Raw genomic sequence first — 18446 nt, forward strand, 5'->3', positions numbered from 1 at the left:
CGGCCGACCAGGGGCACGGTGGCCGGCTTCGCCCCTGGCGGGAGGGTGAGTATGCGGGTGGCTGCCGTGGGCGCCGGACGGATGGCCGCCGTCCGTACGCAGGCCCTCGCCGGTGACGAGGGGGCCGAGATCTGCGGCGTCGCTTCGCGCCGCCCGGAGCGCGCGAAGGTGTTCGCCGCGCGATTCGATGCCGGGTCCGGTTCCGACCGCTGCCAGGAGCTGAGGGCGACCGCTCCTGACGCCGTACGCGTAGAGGCACCCCACCGGGTCCAGGACGACGTGGTGCGGTGGGCCCTGGAGAACGGCCTGCACGTACGGGTGGGCGGTTGCCTCGCCGCGGACGCCGCGACGGCCGGCTACGTCGAACCCGCCGCCCTTCCGGCCTGGAGTGTACGCATCCCCGGCTCGGCGGGGAGCCTCGACATGATGCCGGGCGATGACGGCCCCGGGCATCTGCCGCGCTTCCCCCGGCAGGGCGCCCCGCGCCCCCACCCCTTCGAGAACGACACCGCGTTCCACGAGCAGGCCCGAGCCTTCGTGGGCGCCGTCAGGGTGCAGGACACCGTGCCGAACCCTCCCGAGGACGCGGTTCCCGACCCGCACCTGTGTGAACTCATCACCGACTCGGCCGCCCGCGCGGGCACCCCCTCATGGCCCGTCCGCAGTGCCGGACGCGCGGACCGTCGAGGCCCCGCGCGTCCGGCACCGGCACCGGCACCGGCACCTCGACCGTCAGGAGCACTCCATGGCCGCATCGTGGGGCTCGGCCCCAGACATGACGACAGCACCCGCGCACCGCCTTCGCCGACGTGTGGTGGTGACCGGAGCCGGCGGCTACCTCGGCTCCGTACTCGTACCGAAACTGCTCGCGGCAGGGCACTGCGTCACCGCCGTGGACACCTTCTACTTCGGCAGGCAGACCCTGGAGGGGAGTGAAGACCACCCCCGTCTGCGAGTGGTGGTGCAGGACGTGCGGAACCTGTCGCCCGACGTGGCGCGGGGAATCGACACGGCGATCTGCCTCGCGGCGCTGAGCAACGACCCGGCGGGCGACATCGACGAGTCGTGGACCGAGTCCATCAACGTGGACGCCACGGTCCACTTCGCCCGGATCGCGAAGGCGGCCGGAGCCAGGGCATTCCTCCTCGCCTCGTCCTGCAGCGTCTACGGCGCCAGCGACGAAGCGTCACTCCGGGAGGACGCCGAGGTCCGCCCCCTCACCGCCTACGCACGCTCGAAGGTCGCAGCCGAACGGGCCGTGGCTGCCGAGTCCGGCCCCGGCTTCACCACGGTGTCGCTGCGCATGGGCACACTCTTCGGCGTCTCGCCCCGCATGCGGTACGACCTGATGGTCAATGCCATGACCGCCTCCGCCGTGCTGCACAAGAAGGTCGGCGTCGACGGGGACGGACACCAGCGCCGGCCGCTCCTGCACGTCGCGGACGCGGCGGACGCGTACGTCCGCCTGGTGACGGACGCCGAGCGATTGCCGACGGCATCGGCCGTCTACAACCTCGTCAGCGTCAACGCGTCGGTTCGCGACGTCGCCGAGGAGGTCGTGGCCGCCGTCCCCGAAGCGGACCTGGCCACGACCGCGAAAGGCCTCGACGCGCGCGACTACGCGGCCGACCCCTCGGCACTCGGGCGCGACGCCGGGATCGCCCCGCACCGCAAACCGGCGGACGGCATACGCGAGGTCCGGGACTCGGCTGTCGCCGGCCGGCTCACCCCTGAGGAAGTCGAGAGCGCCAGCACCGTGCGGACACTGCTGGAACAGGCCAAGAGGCCGGCCGCGTACGGGGGCGAACCGGTCCGTCGCGACTTCCTGCCGCTGGCGAAGGCCGACATCGGCCCCCAGGAGGAAGCGGAGGTGCTCGACACCCTGCGGTCGGGCTGGCTCACCACCGGCCCGAAAACAGCCAGGTTCGAGTCGATGGTGGCCGAGTACGTCGGAAGCCGGCACGCCATCGCCACCAACAGCTGCACCGGCGCCCTCCACGTCGCCCTCGCCGCGATCGGCGTCACCACGGGAGACGAGGTCATCACCACCCCGATCTCCTGGCCCTCCACAGCCAACGTGATCTGGCACCTGGGCGCACGCCCGGTGTTCGTCGACGTCGAACCCGGAACCCTGAACATCGACGCGGCACTGATCGAGGGGGCCATAACTCCACGCACCAAGGCGGTCATGCCAGTGCACATGGCGGGGCAGGCCTGCGACATGGAGGCCATCGAGAGCATCGCGGCCCGGCACGGCCTGGCCGTCGTCGAGGACGCCGCCCATGCGATCGGCGCCACCCACCGGGGCACCCGCATCGGCTCGCGCGGCAACCCGACCGCATTCAGCTTCTACCCGACGAAGAACATGACGACCGCCGAGGGAGGCATGCTCGTACTGGACGACGACGACCTCGCCCGTACCGCACGGATGCTGACCCTCCACGGCATCTCCAGCGACGCGTGGAAGAGGAACAGCGCCACGGGCTCACCGCACTGGCAATTACACATGCCGGGCTTCAAATACAACATGACGGACGTCCAGGCATCCCTCGGACTGCACCAACTGCCCAAACTCGACGCCTACATCGACCGCCGCCAACACCTCTGCGCGCTCTACTCGGCGGGTCTGTCCGGCTTCGAACGCCTCACACCACTGGAGACGGCACGGCCCGACGACCGGCACGCACGGCACCTGTTCATCGTCGCCCTGGCGGAAGGCACCCCCGAAACCGAACGGGACCGGCTGCTGGACCACCTCCGCTCCGAAGGCATCGGCACCGGCGTCCACTTCCGCGGCATGCACCTCCAGCCGTTCTACCGGGACTCCCTCCCGTACGCGTACCGGGACCTCCCCGTGGCCACCTCCCTCTCCCGGCGGATCCTCTCGCTCCCGCTCTTCCCCACCATGAACGACCGCGATGTCGAGGACGTCCTCGACGCCCTGCGGAAGACGGAGGCCTGATCCGATGGAGGGGCAGCAGTGGTCGCACGGCACCATCGGGGCGCAGATCATCATCCTGACCCCTGCCGAAGAAGTGCTCCTGCAACTGCGCGACAACGACCCGCTCATCGCCTTCCCCGGCACCTGGTGCATCCCCGGCGGACACCTCGAGCCCGGCGAGGGACCGAAGGACTGCGTCATCCGCGAACTGCAGGAGGAGATGCAGCTGTCCGTGGCCCCGGGCGACGTGAAGCACCTGTTCTCACGACAGCGGACGTACGGCTTCGAGCACACCTTCTGGATCCGCAGGGACGTGGATGCCGGACAGATCAGGCTCACAGAAGGCCAAGCCGTCCGGCTGTACCCCCGGACCTCTCTGTGGGGACTGACGCTGGGGTACGAGGACCACGAGGTACTGCGCGCCTTCTTCCACGACCTCGACACCGGAGGCCTGCCATGAACGAGCCCCGCGCCGCCGCCCGACGGCATCCACGCCGTGCCGGGCCCGGCCCCGTCGGCGCGGACGTATCACTCTCCCTCGCGGTCGACCTGGCCAGGACGGCCGGTGCCCGGCTGCTCCACCTCTTCACGGACGGCGGAATCCGGCCCGTCACCAAGAGCCCCGGCCAACGCAGCAGCGCGGCGGACGTCGAGGCGGACCGGTACATCGTCGACACGATCCGAACAGCCCTGCCCGGGCACCGGATCGTCGCGGAGGAGTCCGGGGCGACCGGACCCGAGTCGGACCACACGTGGATCGTCGACCCGCTCGACGGCACCCACAACTATCTGCGCGGCCGCCCGGACTGGGGCGTCAGTATCGCCTACGCCTACCGTGGAACGGTGATGACCGGGGTGTTCCACGCCCCGACCACGGGCGCCCTGTACACCGCGGTCCGCGGCCGCGGCGCACACCGCGACGGGCACCGCCTCCAGGTGCGGCCCGCACCGCACCTCACCCAGTCCCTGGCCATCTGCTCGGCCTCCCCTCCGCCGTGGAAGGACACAGCCCGCCGCATCCTCGACGGGCTGTGGGGATCGGTTCTGGACATCAGGATCACCGGATGCGGCGCGGCGGCGCTCTGCCAGGTGGCGGAAGGATCCGCGGACGTCTTCGCCGAGGTCGACGGGGAGATGTGGGACTACGCGGCAGGCGCGCTCATCGTCCAGGAGGCCGGCGGGACACTCACCGATTACGCCGGCAAGCCGGTCACCTCACGCTCCGCCAGCGTCGTCGCGGCAGCGTCGCGGAGCTTGCACGCGCAGGTCCGCGCTGCGACGGGCGGCGAACGCGGCGCCCCTGCCGGCCTGCCGGGGGAGCTCCTGTGAACCTGCCGGCGAAAACCACGACGGACCTCACCCGTACCCGCGTCGCCGTCCTCGCCCTCTTCTTCACCAACGGGGCGCTGTTCGCCAACTGGGCACCCCGCATCCCCTCGGTCCAGGACGGCCTGGCGGTCAACGCCACGATGCTGGGCGTGGCGTTGACCGGCCTGGGAGTGGGCGGTCTCCTCTTCACCCTGACCGCCGGGACCCTCGTCGACCGGATCGGAAGCCGACGCGTACTCCTGGCCTCCACCGCCGCCCTGTGCGCCGGACTCGTACTGCCCGCCCTGGCACCCACGTGGTGGGCCCTGTGCCTCGCGCTGGTCGTTCTGGGAGCTGCCGACGCCGCGATGGACGTCTCGATGAACGCCCAGGGCGTCCTGGTGGAGCAGCGGTCCGGGCGGCCACTGCTCAACGGCTTCCACGCCTCATGGAGCGTCGGGGCGGTGGCGGGCGGACTGGTGGGTACGGCGACTGCGGCCCTGCGCGTGCCCCCGGCCGTGCACTTCCTCGCGACCGGTGCGGTCCTGGGGGCGGCGGCGCTCGTCGTACGACAGCGGCTGATCGATGACGAGGAGAGGCCGGGCGCTGCCGTGACGGGAACGAAGCGCCGGGGCGGGATCCGACGGCCCGCGCCCGCACTCCTGTTACTGGGCCTGATCGTCGTGTTCGCCGCCCAGATCGAAGACGTACCGCAGTCCTGGAGCGCCGTGTATCTCTCCGGCCTCGGGGCAGGCCCCGGAACGGCCGGCCTGGCCTTCGTGGCCTTCTCGGTCTTCATGACCGCAGGCCGCCTCGCCGGTGACCGGCTGGTCGAACGCCTCGGCCCGTCAGCGGTGGTGACGGGCGGAGGACTGCTCGTCGCGCTCGCCTTCGGGGTCGGTCTCCTCGTGGCCTCGCCGCTCGCGACGATCATCGGATTCGCGCTGGCGGGCCTCGGCGCGAGCCCGATGTTCCCGGTGGCCTTCAGCATGGTCGGCCGGCTGCCCGGAGTCCTCCCCGGCGCCGGGATCGCCACGGTGTCCCTCGTATCACGCCTCGGTTTCCTGGCGGCGCCGTTACTGGTGGGAGGCCTGGTGGGGGTCACCACTTTCCAGGTGGCCCTGTCCGTCGTCGTGGTGGCGGGGCTGGGCGCCGCGGCCCTCGCTCCTCGCCTGAGCCGCCTCCAGGCCCGGGCGGGTAATGCCTCAGCACCAGTCGATTGAATAACGGGACATCCCGCACGAACCCCATCGCCAACCATCGCCGAACACTCACGTCGATGCCCGGACCCGCCTCACTGCCGCACCGAGAACGGCAGGCGGAAGTGGCGGGCAGGTGCCATCGCCCCGTACGGGCGGCTCGGCTTCACCCTCGCCGAGTCATGGGAGGAACGGGGCCGACTGGTGTGCGTGGAGCGTGCCGTGCCAGTGGTCACGGCCACTCGTCGACGGCTGTGACCGGCACGGTTCCTCGTATCGGACGGCGAGTTCGTCATATCTCGTAACCACAGCCCGGTGTAGCCACAGCCCGGTGTAGCCACAGCCCGGTGTAGCCACAGCCCGGTGGCGCTTGAGGCGATTGGTCCCGCACTCCGCCGCGTGGCGCTCCTTGCAGTCGGTTCTGCCGAACTTCGGCGGCCGGCCGCCGCGGGAGCCGCCCTTCCTGCGACTGCGGAACCGGCCGGCCTTCCCCGGGACCGTGCGACGGGTGGATCAGAGGTCATGCGTGGGTCCACCGCCGTCGGCGGGTGGCGGCCGGGAGCTCGGCTGTCGTCAGGCTTCCCGGCCGTGGTCCTGGGACTCGCCTCCGGACGTGTCCACTCGGAGGTGTTCGGAGAGCCACGTGTGGACGGCGAGGGCGGTCGTGCGGGAATGATCCTCCAGAACGGTGAAGTGGTCACCGGGCACGGTGATCTCGGAGTGCGGCAGGCTCCATGGCTCGGCCGCCCCGATGCCGGGCAGGCGGTCTCCGGCCCGGACGAAGAGGGTGGGGGCCGTCAGTTCCGTCGGCTTCCAGCCGGCGTAGAGCTCCAGGTAGCCGGCCATCGCAGTGAGCCGGTCGGTTTCGGCCGAGGCGAACTGCGCGGAGTTGTCCAGCATGCCCGCGGTCATCGCAGAGAGCGCGGGCCTGGCGCCGCCGCTGTCGCCGAGGCCGCTGTCCTCGCTCGGGTAGGTGTCGATCAGGACGACGGCGGACGGCATCAGGCCCGTACTCTCGAGCTCTTCGGCGACCGCGTGTGCCACCCATCCGCCGGCCGAGCGCCCCAGCAGGACGAATGGCTCGTCGCCCGCACACGCGCGCACGGCGGCAGCCTGCGCCGCCACGAAGGCGCCCAGTGTGGCGGGCAGCAGTTCCTGCGGCAGGAACCCCGGGTTCGGCAGTACCGAAACCGGACGCCGGCCCTGGAGGGCCGGCCCGAAACGGGCGTACTCGTGTGGCCCCGACAGCGCGCTGAGGGCGGGGAAGCAGATCAGGCGGGGCCCGGGCCCCCCTGTCGCGAGAGTGACGGCCGAAGGGGGTGAGCCGAGGGCCTCGGCGCCCTCGAACACCTCACGGAAACGTGCTGCGATCGTCAGGAGGACCATCCCGTCCCACGCCTTGCCACGGGCGCACGCCGTACGGAAGAGCGCGGACAAGGAGTCGCCGTCCGTGCCCTTCGCGGCCGGAGCCCTTTCCGTGGCACCGTCCTGCCACCGGGGGGAGGCCCCGCCCTGGGTGCCACCGGCCGCACGGGGGCCGGTGGCACCGGGAACGGCCATGGGCCCGGGTGCTTCAGGGACCTCTTGGGACCAGCGTTCCTCCAGGTGGGCGGCGACCCCACGCGGCGTCGGGTAGTCGAACAGGAGCGTGGCGGGCAAGGCGAGTCCCGTCAGCGCTGCGAGCCGGTTGCGCAACTCGACTGCGGCCAGTGAGTCGAGGCCCAGCTCCGCCAGCGCGCGGTCCGCCTCGACCGCGGAATCCCCCGCGCCGTGACCGAGTGCCAGGGCGGCCTCCGCTCGGACCTGCGAGAGGAGCAGAGCACCGCGTTCACCCGGGGGCGTGGCGGCCAGCCGTCGGCGCAGGGAGTCCTCGCCGTCGGTGCCGGGCCCGGTGAGCGATGCGGAGGCCCTCCGTACGGGCCCTCGGCCCGGCACCCGGGAGAGCGGCACCCCAGGCGCCCCGGGGGCCCCGGGTGCCGCCGGGTCGAGACGAGCTGCGACCAGGACGGCGTCCTGTCCTTCGACGGCGGTGTCGAAGAGCGAGAGGCCCTCCTCGGTCCGCAGCGGGACGAAACCGGAACGGGCCATCCGGCGCAGGTCCGCGTCCCGGAGCGCGGCCGTCATCCCACCGCTCTGCTGCCACGGCCCCCAGGCGAGAGAAGTGCCGGGCAGCCCGAGCGCCCTGCGGTGCTGTGCCAGCGCGTCCAGGAACGAGTTCGCCGCCGCGTAGTTGCCCTGGCCACCGGAGCCGAACACCCCGGCCACCGAGGAGAACAGGGCGAACACCGCCAGGTCGCCGCCCCGGGTCAGCTCGTGCAGGGCCAGGGCCGCGTCCACCTTCGGTCGCAGCACGCGGTCCAGCCGCTCCTGTGTGAGTGCCGGGATCACGCCGTCGTCCAGGACCCCCGCGGTGTGCACCACGCCGGTCAGCGGGTGTGCCTCCGGCACGCTCGCGAGCAGGGCGGCGAGTGCCGTGCGGTCGGCGACGTCGCAGGCCGTCACCGTGACCTCCGCGCCCAGTCCGGTGAGTTCCGCGCACAGTTCGGCGGTGCCGGGCGCATCGGCTCCGCGCCGTCCCGCGAGCAGCAGGTGGCGCACCCCGTGCGCGACCACGAGGTGACGGGCGAACTCCATGCCCAGCGAACCGGAGCCCCCGGTGACCAGGACGGTGCCGTCCGGGCGCAGCCGGCGCGTCGCCCCGTTGGCCGTCGCCGTTGCCGTGTGGGACGCGCGGACCAGTCTCGGTACGTACGCGACACCGTGGCGTACGGCCGTCTGCGGCTCGGGACTCGTCAGGGCCCGCGCCAAGGCCCCTGCGGACGCGGGACGGCCGTCGACGTCGATCAGCGAGAAGCGGCCCGGGTTCTCGGTCTGTGCCGAGCGGAGCAGCCCCCACACCGGTGCGTGGACGAGGGCGGCATCGTCGTTGCGGATGCTTTTGTCCGGCTCCGCTCCGGTGGCCACGGCGCCCGAGGTGAGGACGACGAGACGTGAGCCGGCGAGCCGTTCCTCGGCGAGCCAGTCCTGTACGAGCCGCAGCGCCCAGCCGGCCGCACGGTGTGCGGCCGGCGCGCGGTCCGTTCCGTCCGCCCCGGTGAGCGGAGGGCAGGCGATCACGACGGCCGGTGCGTCGGCGGCCGCCGAGGCCGGATCCGGGTAGACCGTCGGCCGGATGCCCGCCTGCAGGAGCATGTCGTTCAGCCACGGGCCGGGCTCTCCCAGGAGCCCGTACAGGGGTGACTTCGCCGACGTCGGGACGGGGGAATCCGGCAGACGCGTCCAGTCCGGGCGGAACAGACAGTCGCTGTGCGCGCGTACGCCGCTCAACTGCTCGCGGGAGAGCGGCCGCAGGACGAGTGAGCGCACCGTGGCCACGGGGGCTCCGGCCCCGTCGGTCAGCTCCAGCCGGGCCCTGTTCCCCTCCGTCCGGGACACCCGCACCCGCAGGGTGCGGGCGCCGGACGCGTACAGCCGTACACCGCTCCAGGCGAACGGGAGCGACAACAGCGCCCCGGTTCCGCTGCCGTCGTCGCCGCCCGGGGCGGCCTGATCCAGCGTCAGGGTGTGCAGTGCCGAGTCCAGCAGGGCCGGATGCAGGGTGAACAGGCGGGCGTTTCCGTGTTCCCCCTCCGGGAGTCCGACCTCGGCGAGGAGGTCGTCGCCCAGGCGCCAGGCCGCCCGCAGGCCCTGGAAGGCCGGTCCGTAACGGAGCCCGCCGTGCGCGAGTTCCTCGTAGAGGCCGATACCCGCCTCGGTGCCGAGCGGTAGCGGGACGGCGCCCGCCGGTGGCCACGGGGACGGCGCGTCCCCGGAAGTCCGCGGTTCCGGAGGGCCGGAGTCCGCAGGGGCCAGGACTCCGGAGGCATGGCGGTTCCAGGGGCCGTCGTCGTGTCCGGGGGCGTGCGTCCGTGCGTGGAACACCACGGCCCGGCGCCCGTCCGTGTCCGCTCGCGCCACCTTGACCTGGAGTTCGACCACCTCGTCGGGGGACAGCGCAAGCGGTGCCGTCAGCGTCAGTTCCTCCAGTACGGAGGCGCCCGCCCGGTCCCCGGCGTGGATCGCCATGTCGACGAAGGCCGTCGCCGGCAGGAGCACCGTGTCCAGCACCGCGTGGTCGGCGAGCCAGGGCTGGTCGCGCAGGGACAGCCGGCCGCTCAGCAGCAGGCCGTCGTCGTCCGCCGTCGGCGTCGCCGCTCGCAGGAACGGGTGCGACGCGGCGTCGGGCTCCGCCGCGGATGCCGGCGGGTCGGCCTCCAGCCAGTACCGCTCACGCTGGAACGCGTAGGTGGGCAGTGCCGTACGCCGTGCGCCACGCCCGGCGAAGACCGCGTGCCAGTCCACGTCCACGCCGTGGGCGTGGAGCGCGGCCACCGTGGCGAGCAGCGCCCCGGCCTCCGGCCGCGGGCCGCGCAGCGTCGGGACGGCCAGAGGCGCGGAGCCGTCCGCACGGCCACCGGACGTGGTCGTCGCCGTGTTCGCCATGGCCGCCGGGCGGCCGGAGAAGCCGTCACGTGCCAGGCCCGTGAGCACACTGTCCGGGCCGAGTTCCACGAAGTGCGTGGCCCCCTGCTCCCGCAGGTACCGCACCGTGTCGGCGAAGCGGACCGGCCGGCGCACATGGTCCACCCAGTACCGGGGCGAGCAGATCTCCTCGGCGGTGGCGGGCCGGTCCGCCACCGCGGTGACGAGGGGGAGTTCCGGCGGGGAGTAGGTGATCCCCCGCGCGACCAGGCCGAAGGCGTCGAGCATGGGTTCCATGTGCGCCGAGTGGAACGCATGGCTCACCCGCAGACGGGTGGTCTCGCGTCCCTGTTCGCGCCAGTGCGCGACGACCTCCAGCACCGCGGGTTCGTCCCCGGAGACGACCACGGAGCGACCGTTCACGGCTGCGATGTCCACCCCCCGCACCCGGTCCGCTCCGCCTGCCAGATACGCGGTGACCTCGCTCTCGTCGGCCTGTACCGAGGCCATCGCCCCGCCGGCGGGCAGCGCGTCCATCAGTCGGCCCCGTGCCGCGACCAGGGTGCAGGCGTCCGTGAGGGACAGCACGCCGGCGACGTGCGCCGCCGCCAGTTCACCGACCGAGTGCCCGGCCACCATGTCGGGGCGTACGCCCCAGGACTCCAGCAGCCGGAACAGCGAGACCTCCAGAGCGAAGAGGGCGGGCTGCGCGAAGCGCGTCGTGTGCAGGGTCCCGCCCGCTCGCGAACCCTCGGCTCCCTCGACGTCCTCGGCGCCCCCGGCGGCGAACACCACGTCCCGCAGTGGCGTCGGCAGAAGCGGGTCCAGCAGTGCGCAGATCTCGTCGAAGGAACGGGCGTAGACGGGGTGGGTCCCGTACAGCTCCCGGCCCATCCCGGCCCGCTGGCTGCCCTGCCCGGTGAACATGAAGACGACCGGGCCCGCCGGGCGGGGACCGCTCGTGCTCAGGCCCGGCCGGCAGCGGCCTTCCGCCACCGCTTCGAGCGAGGCGAGCAGTTCGTCGCGGTCACCGGCCACCACCACCGCGCGATGCTCGAAATGGGAGCGGGTCGTGGCCAGGGAGAAACCGAGGTCCAGCAGGTCCGTTCCGGGGCGTTCGCTCACGTGGGCACGCAGTCGCCGGGCCTGCGCCCGCAGCCCCGAGGCGCTCCTCGCCGACACCGGGAACGGCACGGCCGCCACCGGGGCCACGGCCGCCTGGGCGACCGGGGGTCCGCTTTCCGGGCGGCCCGGGGCACCCGGCTCCTCCACGGGCGCCTGCTCGATCACCACATGCGCGTTGGTTCCGCTGATCCCGAAGGACGACACACCCGCCCGCCGGGGCCGCCCGGTCCGGGGCCAGGGCACCGGCCGGGTCAGCAGCGACACCGCGCCCGACGACCAGTCCACGCCGGGGTTCGGCTCCTCGGCGTGGAGCGTACGCGGCAGTACGCCGTGCGCCATCGCCTGGACCATTTTCATCACGGCGGCCATACCCGCCGCCGCCTGCGTATGCCCGATGTTCGACTTGACCGAGCCCAGCCACAGTGGGTGTTCCCGTGCTCCGGCCTGCCCGTATGCCTCCAGGAACGCCTCCGCCTCGATGACGTCGCCGAGCCGGGTGCCCGTGCCGTGTGCCTCCACCGCGTCGATCTCCGCGGGTCCCAGCCGCGCGTCGGCCAGAGCCTGGTGGATCACCCGTTGCTGCGCCGGTCCGTGCGGCGCGGTCAGGCCGTTGCTCGCGCCGTCCTGGTTCACCGCTGAACCGCGCACCACGGCCAGGACCGGGTAGCCGGCCCGCCGGGCCTCCGACAGCCGTGTCATCAGCAGCATTCCCGCACCCTCGGCCCACCCGGTGCCGTCCGCCGCCGCCCCGAACGCCTTGCAGCGGCCGTCGGGGGCCAGCGCGCGCTGCCTGCTGAACTCGACGAAGGAGTGAGGTGCCGACATCACTGTGGCGCCTCCGGCGAGCGCCAGCGAGCACTCGCCCCTGCGCAGGGCCTGAGCCGCCAGGTGCAGGGCCACCAGCGACGACGAGCACGCCGTGTCCACGGTGACCGCCGGCCCCTCCAGGCCCAGGGTGTAGGCGATACGGCCGGAGGCGACGCTGCCCGCGTTGCCGATGCCGAGGTAGCCCTCCACACGTTCCGGTGTGCGGGCCAGACGGCCGGCGTAGTCGCTGTACATGAGTCCGGCGTACACACCGGTGGGCGTGGAGCGCACCGTACCGGGATCGATCCCCGCGTGTTCGAAAGCCTCCCAGGCGACTTCCAGCAGCAACCGGTGCTGCGGGTCCATGGCCAGGGCCTCGCGGGGCGAGATCCCGAAGAAGGCCGGGTCGAAGCGGTCGACACCGGACAGGAAGCCTCCCTCACGTACGTAGGTGCGGCCGGCCCGTCCGGGATCCGGGTCGTACAGCCCGTCCACGTCCCACCCCCGGTCGGTGGGGAAGGGGGTGATGGCGTCGACACCGTCGTCGACCAGCCGCCACAGGTCCTCGGGGGACTCCACGCCGCCGGGGAAGCGGCACGCCATTCCCACGACGACCACGGGGTCCTCGTCCGTACCGGTCCCTTCCGGACGGCTGGGCGTGGCAGTCGCCGTCCCGCCGGTGAGCCGCGCCCGAAGGTGTGCGGCGAGCTCGTCCGTGGTGGGGAAGTCGAAGGGCGCGGCCTCCGACAGCGGGAGACCGGTCGCCGCCGACAGGTGGTTGCACAGCACCGTCGACGTCAGCGAGTCCAGCCCCAGGTCACGGAAGGCGGTGCCCTGCTCCACCTCGTCCACGGCGCAGCCGAGCACGGCGGCGACCTCGGCCCGCACCAGAGCCGTCAGGTCCGCCGTCTCCGCCTCCGTCGGCGAGAGGGCCCCGGTCGGCAGAGGGCGCGCGGGCAGGTCGGCGAGCGCGTACCGCTTGATCTTGCCCGAAGCGGTACGCGGGATCCCGTCCACCTCGTAGAGGGCGGCGGGCACCTTGAAGGGTGAGAGGTGTTTCCGGCAGGCGGCGAGAATGTCCCTCCTGTCGAGGACACCGGCGTTCGCCGGGACCAGGTAGGCGACCGGGACCTCACCGAGTACGCCGTCCGGGAAGCCGGCCACGGCGGCGTCCCTGATTCCCGGCAGCGCCAGCAGCACCGCCTCCACCTCGGAGGGATGGACGTTCGCCCCGGCCCGGATGATCAGCTCGCTGACCCGGCCCGTGAGGGTGAGTTCACCGTCGGTGCCGATCCGGGCCAGGTCACCGGTGCGGTACCACCCGTCGCGCAGGACCTCGGTGGTGTCGTCGGGCCGCTGGTGGTACCCGGTCATGACGCCGGGCCCGGAGACCCACAACTCGCCCTCGTCCGAGGCTTCGGTGCCGCTGCCGTCACCGATACGCGCCCGCATGCCCGGCAGCACACGGCCGCAGGAGCCGGCCACCCGGGCGGTACCCGGTGCCGTCATGGTGACGGGCCCCGCCTCGGTGCTTCCGTAATGATCGAGGAACGGGACCCGGCAGGCTTCTTCGAAGGCCCGCTGGAAAGCGGGAGACGCGGCCGCGCCTCCGCTGACGCAGCCACGCAGCGCGGGTGCCCCCAGCCCGTCGGCCCCCACGGCGTCGAGGAGTTTGCCGTACGTCGCCGGTACACCGGCCAGCAGCGTGAAGGGCTCGTCGGTCCGGCGTAATTCACCCAGCACGTCCGCCACGGAGAACCGCGGCAGGAGCATGGCGGACGCTCCGGTCACGGTCACTCCGAGGACGCACAGGAGCTGCCCCATGGCATGGTGGAGTGGGAGGGGCCAGAGCAGGCGGTCGTCCGCCGACAGGCCGAGGACGGTGACGAAACCGGACGCCACCGACGACAGCCGGCTGCGCTGGGTGGACAGCACCCCCTTGGGCAGGCCGGTCGACCCGGAGGTGTAGAGGAGCCAGGCCACCTCGTCGAGCCCGAGATCGTCCGGAGCCGGCACGGGCGGCTCGGTGGCGGCCAGGGTCGCGTAACGGAACATGCCCGCTTCGTCGGCCGGGTCGCCGCTCGCCCCCGCAGGGGATCCGCCTCGCGTCCCGGCATCCTGGTCCTGCTCCTGGTCCTGGTCCTCGACGAGCACCACGCTCAGCCGGGGGCGCTCCGGCAGCAACGGCAGCAACCGGCCCAGGGAGGACCGGTCGGTGAAGACGACCCGGGCCTCGCTGTCGTCCAGCAGGTGTGCCAACTCGGCGGTGGTGCTCCGCGGGTCCATCAGCACACCGACCGCACCCGCCCTGACCACGGCGAGGACGCTCTCGACGGCCTCCACACGACTGCCCAGGAGGATCGCCGCTCGCTCCCCGTGCCGCAGAGCGAGGCTGACGAGGTGCCCCGCCAGCCGGCCTGTCCGCAGTTCCAGCTCCTCATAGGTGACACGGGAACGGCCGTCCTGGAAGGCGGTCTTGGTACCGAGACGCCGGGCATGCTCCCGGAGCAGATCCGGCAGAGGACGGAGGGCGGCCATGTGCGTTGTCACCAGGACGAACACTTCCTATGGGGGCGGGAGTTGCCGGTTGTCACGATAGACGACCGGCCTGCCGGGCCGGGGAGCGGCGCCCGGCGAAACCTGCAACAGGCCTGTCTGCGCGGTGGGTTGTCGAGCCCTGCGGTCGGACCCGCCTGCGAGGGCGTCCCCCCTCGGATCGCTCCCGCCGAAGGTGACGGCTGGAGCGGGGCAGGCGGCGGACCGTCGAACGGCTCAAGGAAGCGTCCCCTGCCCGGCAGGACCGGCTCCCGGCCGACCGGGCCCGCGCAAGGGCGCCTCCGGCGTCCCCACGGTCGTCCACGGCACCGAGGACCGGTGCGGCACCGGGCCCAGGCGGTCAGGGAGGAATGGACGCCGCTGAAGGCGACCGGGCGGCCGCCCGCCCACACGGCCCGCCTTGCGCGGGGCACGGCACGTGTCATGGGTCCACAAGGCGGTGAAGGCATCAGACATGCCGTGATCCTGTGCACGAGGACTGACAGCCTTCCGCGGGACAGTCCATGGCGGAGTACGACTTCCGCTTCCGCGCCGACGGACCCCGTGAACCGCATCCCCCGTCACCGCGACCAAGTGCCAGGGGCGACACGCCGCACGGGCGCTCTGGGAGCTCTGGGAGCTCTGGGAGTTCGGCAGCAGTTGCTCTCCGTCGTGGGTGACTGGTCTGGCGAGCAGGCGGGCCAGACGATCCCGTGCCGGTGCCGGAGACAGCGGGCGAGCGGGGCCTACGCGGCGAGCGCGGCGGGCTCGCCCAGATGGGAGGCGGCTGTCCGCCACGCGGTGGTCACCGCGGTGCGGGCCCGCGCTGTCTGGGCGGCGCGGCCGCCGGTCAGTTCAAGCGGCGCGCCCACGTGCACGTGAAGGTCCGGTCGGCGCAGAGGCGCTGTGACCAGGCCGGCGAGCTGCTTGGCGGTGCTGCCCGAGGTGACCCGGCGGGCGCCGGCCTGGCCCACGGGTACGACGGGGGCGCCGGTGCGCTCGGCGAGCCGGGCCAGGCCACTGCGGAAGGTCCCGGGGGCCGCTTCCGCGACGTCCTTGCGGCGGGGCAGACCGCCTTCGGCGTAGATGAGGACCAGCCGCCCCTGCCCCAGGGCTTCTGCCGCGGCGTCCAGCGCGGCCGCGGCGCGCCGGTCTCCGCGGAAGACGGGAATGTGTCCTTCGCGGGCGAGCGCGCGTCCCAGCAGCGGGACGCGCCATAGTCCTGCCGCAGCCATGACGACCGGCTCGGCGCCCAGGCGGTGGAGGGCGGCGACCACGACGGCGGGGTCGGCGAGGGAAGTGTGGTTGGCGGCGATGATGCTGCCCGGCGCGAGTTCGGTGCCGGGGTCGGTGGTCACCGACAGGCGGCCGACGGCAGGCACCAGGATGTCGGCGATGCGGCTGAGCATGAACGGGCTCCTGGTCTCGACGATGCTGAGTTCATCGTCGAGGACAGGCGTCGACCGGACATGAGTCGTCCTACTCATCTTCTCGGCTTCTGACCGGTTCTGCTGACCTTGTACCTGATGATCTGTGGGAATATGTGACCCCGCTGTTGCCTGCTCGTCCGCCTCGGCGGCGTGGGTACCCCGGGCGGTTGCCCGTGGATGACCGTGCTGCGTTGCGGAGCATCGTTTACGTGCTGTGCAAGAGCGTGAGTCGACGGGCTGTTCCGGCTGAACAGGTTGGCTGCAGCGGAGTGTCGGCCTGGCGGCGTTTCCGGGACTGCGGGCCCTTCTGCTTGTAACGGTCCGACTGGGGTAATCGAATTATTTCGTGTCCGGATGAAGGAGAGACATGGACGACACCGCCGATCCCGGCGCGGCAGATATCCCCATGCCCGGGCACCCGGCGCTGTCGGACACCCTGTCGGACAAAACTCTGGAAAACATGGCGGCGTCCGCCATCGTGGTCGATGACGACGGCCTCATCCTCGCGGCCAACAGCACAGCCCAGAGCTTGCTGGGCAGAGGTGCCGCGGAACTCGTCGGTCAGGACTTCCACGACCTGCTGCACCGGGACAAGCACGGACACTCCATGCCGCGCTCCCGCTGCCCGATAAGGAAGGCACTCCTCACAAGGGACACCAGGCACGGCGATGCCGAGTGGTTCGCCCGCGGGGACGGCCCTCTCGTCCAGTTGTCCTGGCTGGTCACGCCCTACACCTCCGATCTGGGCGTGACGGGTGCGCTGGTTCTGTTGTACGAGCTGCACCAGGAGGACGTGCACCAGGGCGAGGACGAGTGCTCCGCACCGCTGACGGAACTGGATCGCCTGGCCCTGCTGGCCGAAACGACCACGCAGCTCACGTCCACCCTGGACGTCGACGAGGCACTGCACCGGCTGGCGGCCCTGACCGTGCCCCGGCTGGCGGACTGGGCGGTGTTCGACCTTCTCACCGAACGCGACGAAGTACGGCGTGTCCTGGTGATGCAGCACAAAGACGGCATTCGGGTCGAGCGCGATGACCTGCAAGGCCCGATGCCTCCCGTACCGGAAGAGTCCCCGATGCCTCTGTCGCGGGCTCTGCGCGGCGCCGCCTCCACCCTCGTCGACCTCGCCACCTACCAGGGCCCGCCCGATTCGGGCATCGCGGTCGAGCAGCAGCGCTTGTTCACCGAGACGGGCATGCACTCCGCTGTTATCGCGCCCATCCGAGGTCTGCGCGACGTACTCGGCGCCCTGACCCTGGGCCGCGCCCAGCGTCATGACGCCTTCACCCCTGCCGACCTGCCGCTGCTGGAGGACCTCACCCGCCGGGCAGGCCTGGCGCTGGACAACGCGCGCCTGTACCAGCGCCAGCGCAAAGTCGCCGAGACCATGCAACGCCACCTGCTGCCCCAGCTCCCCGTCCTGCCCGAGCTCGAGATGACCGCGCGGTACGTACCCGCTCCGGACGCCTCCTCCGTGGGGGGTGACTGGTACGACGCCTTCGCTCTGCCCTCCCATGCCCATGCCCATGCCCTGGCCATCGGCGATGTCGTCGGGCACGATCTCGACGCCGCAGCCGGTATGGCGCAGGTCCGCAACATGCTGCGCGCCTTCGCCTGGTCCCATCCGGAGGCTGCCCCCAGTGCCGTCGTCACACGGCTCGACGAGGCCGTGATGCACATTGCCGAGGTGCCCATGGCGACCATGGTCCTCGCCAGGCTCACACTCGGTGACGACGCGCTGTGGCGCCTGCGCTGGACGAACGCCGGCCACCCGCCGCCCCTGCTCGTCACCCACGACGGTCAGACCCACTACCTCGACGAAGCTCACGGCATACTGCTCGGGACCGGAGTGACCAGACCGCGCCCCGACGCCGTCACTGTCCTGCCACCTCGGGCCACGCTCCTGCTCTACACCGACGGACTGGTCGAGTCCCCGAAACACTCCATAGACCATGGGCTGAACCGGCTGCGCCGACACGCGGCCTCCCTCGCGCACCGCCCCCTGGACTCCTTCTGCGACTCCCTGCTGGACGAGGTCCGTCCCCACGACAACGACGACGACGTCGCCATGATCGCGCTGCGCACACCCCCCGGCAGGGGCGGCGGCGCGGGCAGCCTTGCGCGAGTGCCGTGGACGAAAGGCGACTGAGGCCGTCCGTCCGCACGCGGGATGCACCTTGGTGGGCACCCCGCTCGGAACCGGCCGAGGGTGTGGTCGTCCGGTTCGTCCCGCCGGTGCTTCCCCCTTTCGGCTGGTGGCCGCGGCGTGCTGGTGGGCTCGGACGACGGTGGAATCGATCTGGACCGGCCAGTCGATGTCTCCGGTCCTGTCGGCGCGGACCTGGACCTGCTGGAGGGCGCGGGTGAACACAACACGCCGTCGAGCGCGTAACGCCGGAAGCGGGGGCGGACCGTCTTCCACGGGCCGTGGCATTCCGGCAGGTCACGCCAGGAGACCCCGGTCCGGATGGTGCAGACCGTGCTGTTGATGACCTGCCGGTCCCCCACCCGGGACCGGCCGCCGGCTACGACAGGTCGCGAGAGGCAGTCCGCCGCGCGAAAGCCCAGAGCACAGCAGGCCGGCTCTCTCTGTCGGCGTACGGCCTCGGCTCCCCGGTCGCGTACAGGTGAACGTCC

The 18446-nt window shown here is 72.2% G+C and carries 8 protein-coding genes and 2 pseudogenes; 7 read left to right on the top strand and 3 right to left on the bottom strand.

Translation table 11 applies throughout. The features are described 5' to 3' along the window. Positions 1-51: 51 nt before the first annotated feature. The 5 genes and pseudogenes from ACWD0Y_RS15080 to ACWD0Y_RS15100 all read left to right on the top strand — a co-directional run. A pseudogene (locus tag ACWD0Y_RS15080) lies at positions 52-303 on the top strand (Gfo/Idh/MocA family oxidoreductase); the annotation flags it as partial. Positions 304-775: 472 nt separating this feature from the next. After that, entirely contained in the window at positions 776-2962 is a 2187-nt protein-coding gene (locus ACWD0Y_RS15085; RefSeq protein ID WP_450260778.1) for an aminotransferase class I/II-fold pyridoxal phosphate-dependent enzyme, read from the top strand. A gap of 4 nt (positions 2963-2966) precedes the next feature. After that, positions 2967-3401, top strand: a complete 435-nt coding sequence (locus ACWD0Y_RS15090; RefSeq protein WP_450260779.1) for an NUDIX hydrolase — start codon at positions 2967-2969, stop codon at positions 3399-3401. Next, positions 3398-4270 carry an inositol monophosphatase family protein gene (locus ACWD0Y_RS15095; RefSeq protein ID WP_450260780.1) on the top strand — a complete coding sequence of 291 codons (873 nt, stop codon included), beginning with the start codon at positions 3398-3400 and terminating at the stop codon, positions 4268-4270. Before ACWD0Y_RS15090 ends, ACWD0Y_RS15095 begins: the two co-directional genes overlap by 4 nt. After that, a complete protein-coding gene (locus tag ACWD0Y_RS15100; protein ID WP_450260781.1) occupies positions 4267-5472 on the top strand; it encodes an MFS transporter in 1206 nt (401 codons plus the stop codon). Before ACWD0Y_RS15095 ends, ACWD0Y_RS15100 begins: the two co-directional genes overlap by 4 nt. 549 nt (positions 5473-6021) lie before the next feature. Here ACWD0Y_RS15100 and ACWD0Y_RS15105 read toward each other — a convergent pair. Beyond that, complete coding sequence (locus ACWD0Y_RS15105) at positions 6022-14379, bottom strand: type I polyketide synthase (RefSeq protein WP_450260782.1); 8358 nt, start codon at positions 14377-14379, stop codon at positions 6022-6024. A gap of 743 nt (positions 14380-15122) precedes the next feature. Then, the gene (locus tag ACWD0Y_RS15110) at positions 15123-15785 is read right to left on the bottom strand and encodes a lysophospholipid acyltransferase family protein (protein WP_450260805.1); all 663 of its coding nucleotides are present in this window, start codon (positions 15783-15785) and stop codon (positions 15123-15125) included. A 122-nt stretch (positions 15786-15907) separates the two neighbouring features. Here ACWD0Y_RS15110 and ACWD0Y_RS15115 point away from each other — a divergent pair, with 122 nt between their 5' ends. Next, complete coding sequence (locus ACWD0Y_RS15115; RefSeq protein WP_450260806.1) at positions 15908-16123, top strand: transposase; 216 nt, start codon at positions 15908-15910, stop codon at positions 16121-16123. 50 nt (positions 16124-16173) lie between these two features. Next, positions 16174-17958, top strand: coding sequence for a SpoIIE family protein phosphatase (locus ACWD0Y_RS15120; RefSeq protein ID WP_450260783.1), 1785 nt, complete (start codon positions 16174-16176; stop codon positions 17956-17958). A 233-nt stretch (positions 17959-18191) separates the two neighbouring features. On the opposite strand, the pseudogene ACWD0Y_RS15125 reads toward ACWD0Y_RS15120, so the two are convergent. Beyond that, positions 18192-18377, bottom strand: a pseudogene (locus ACWD0Y_RS15125) (transposase); the annotation flags it as partial. Between the last annotated feature and the right edge of the window lie 69 nt (positions 18378-18446).

This window comes from Streptomyces altiplanensis, from assembly GCF_053591575.1.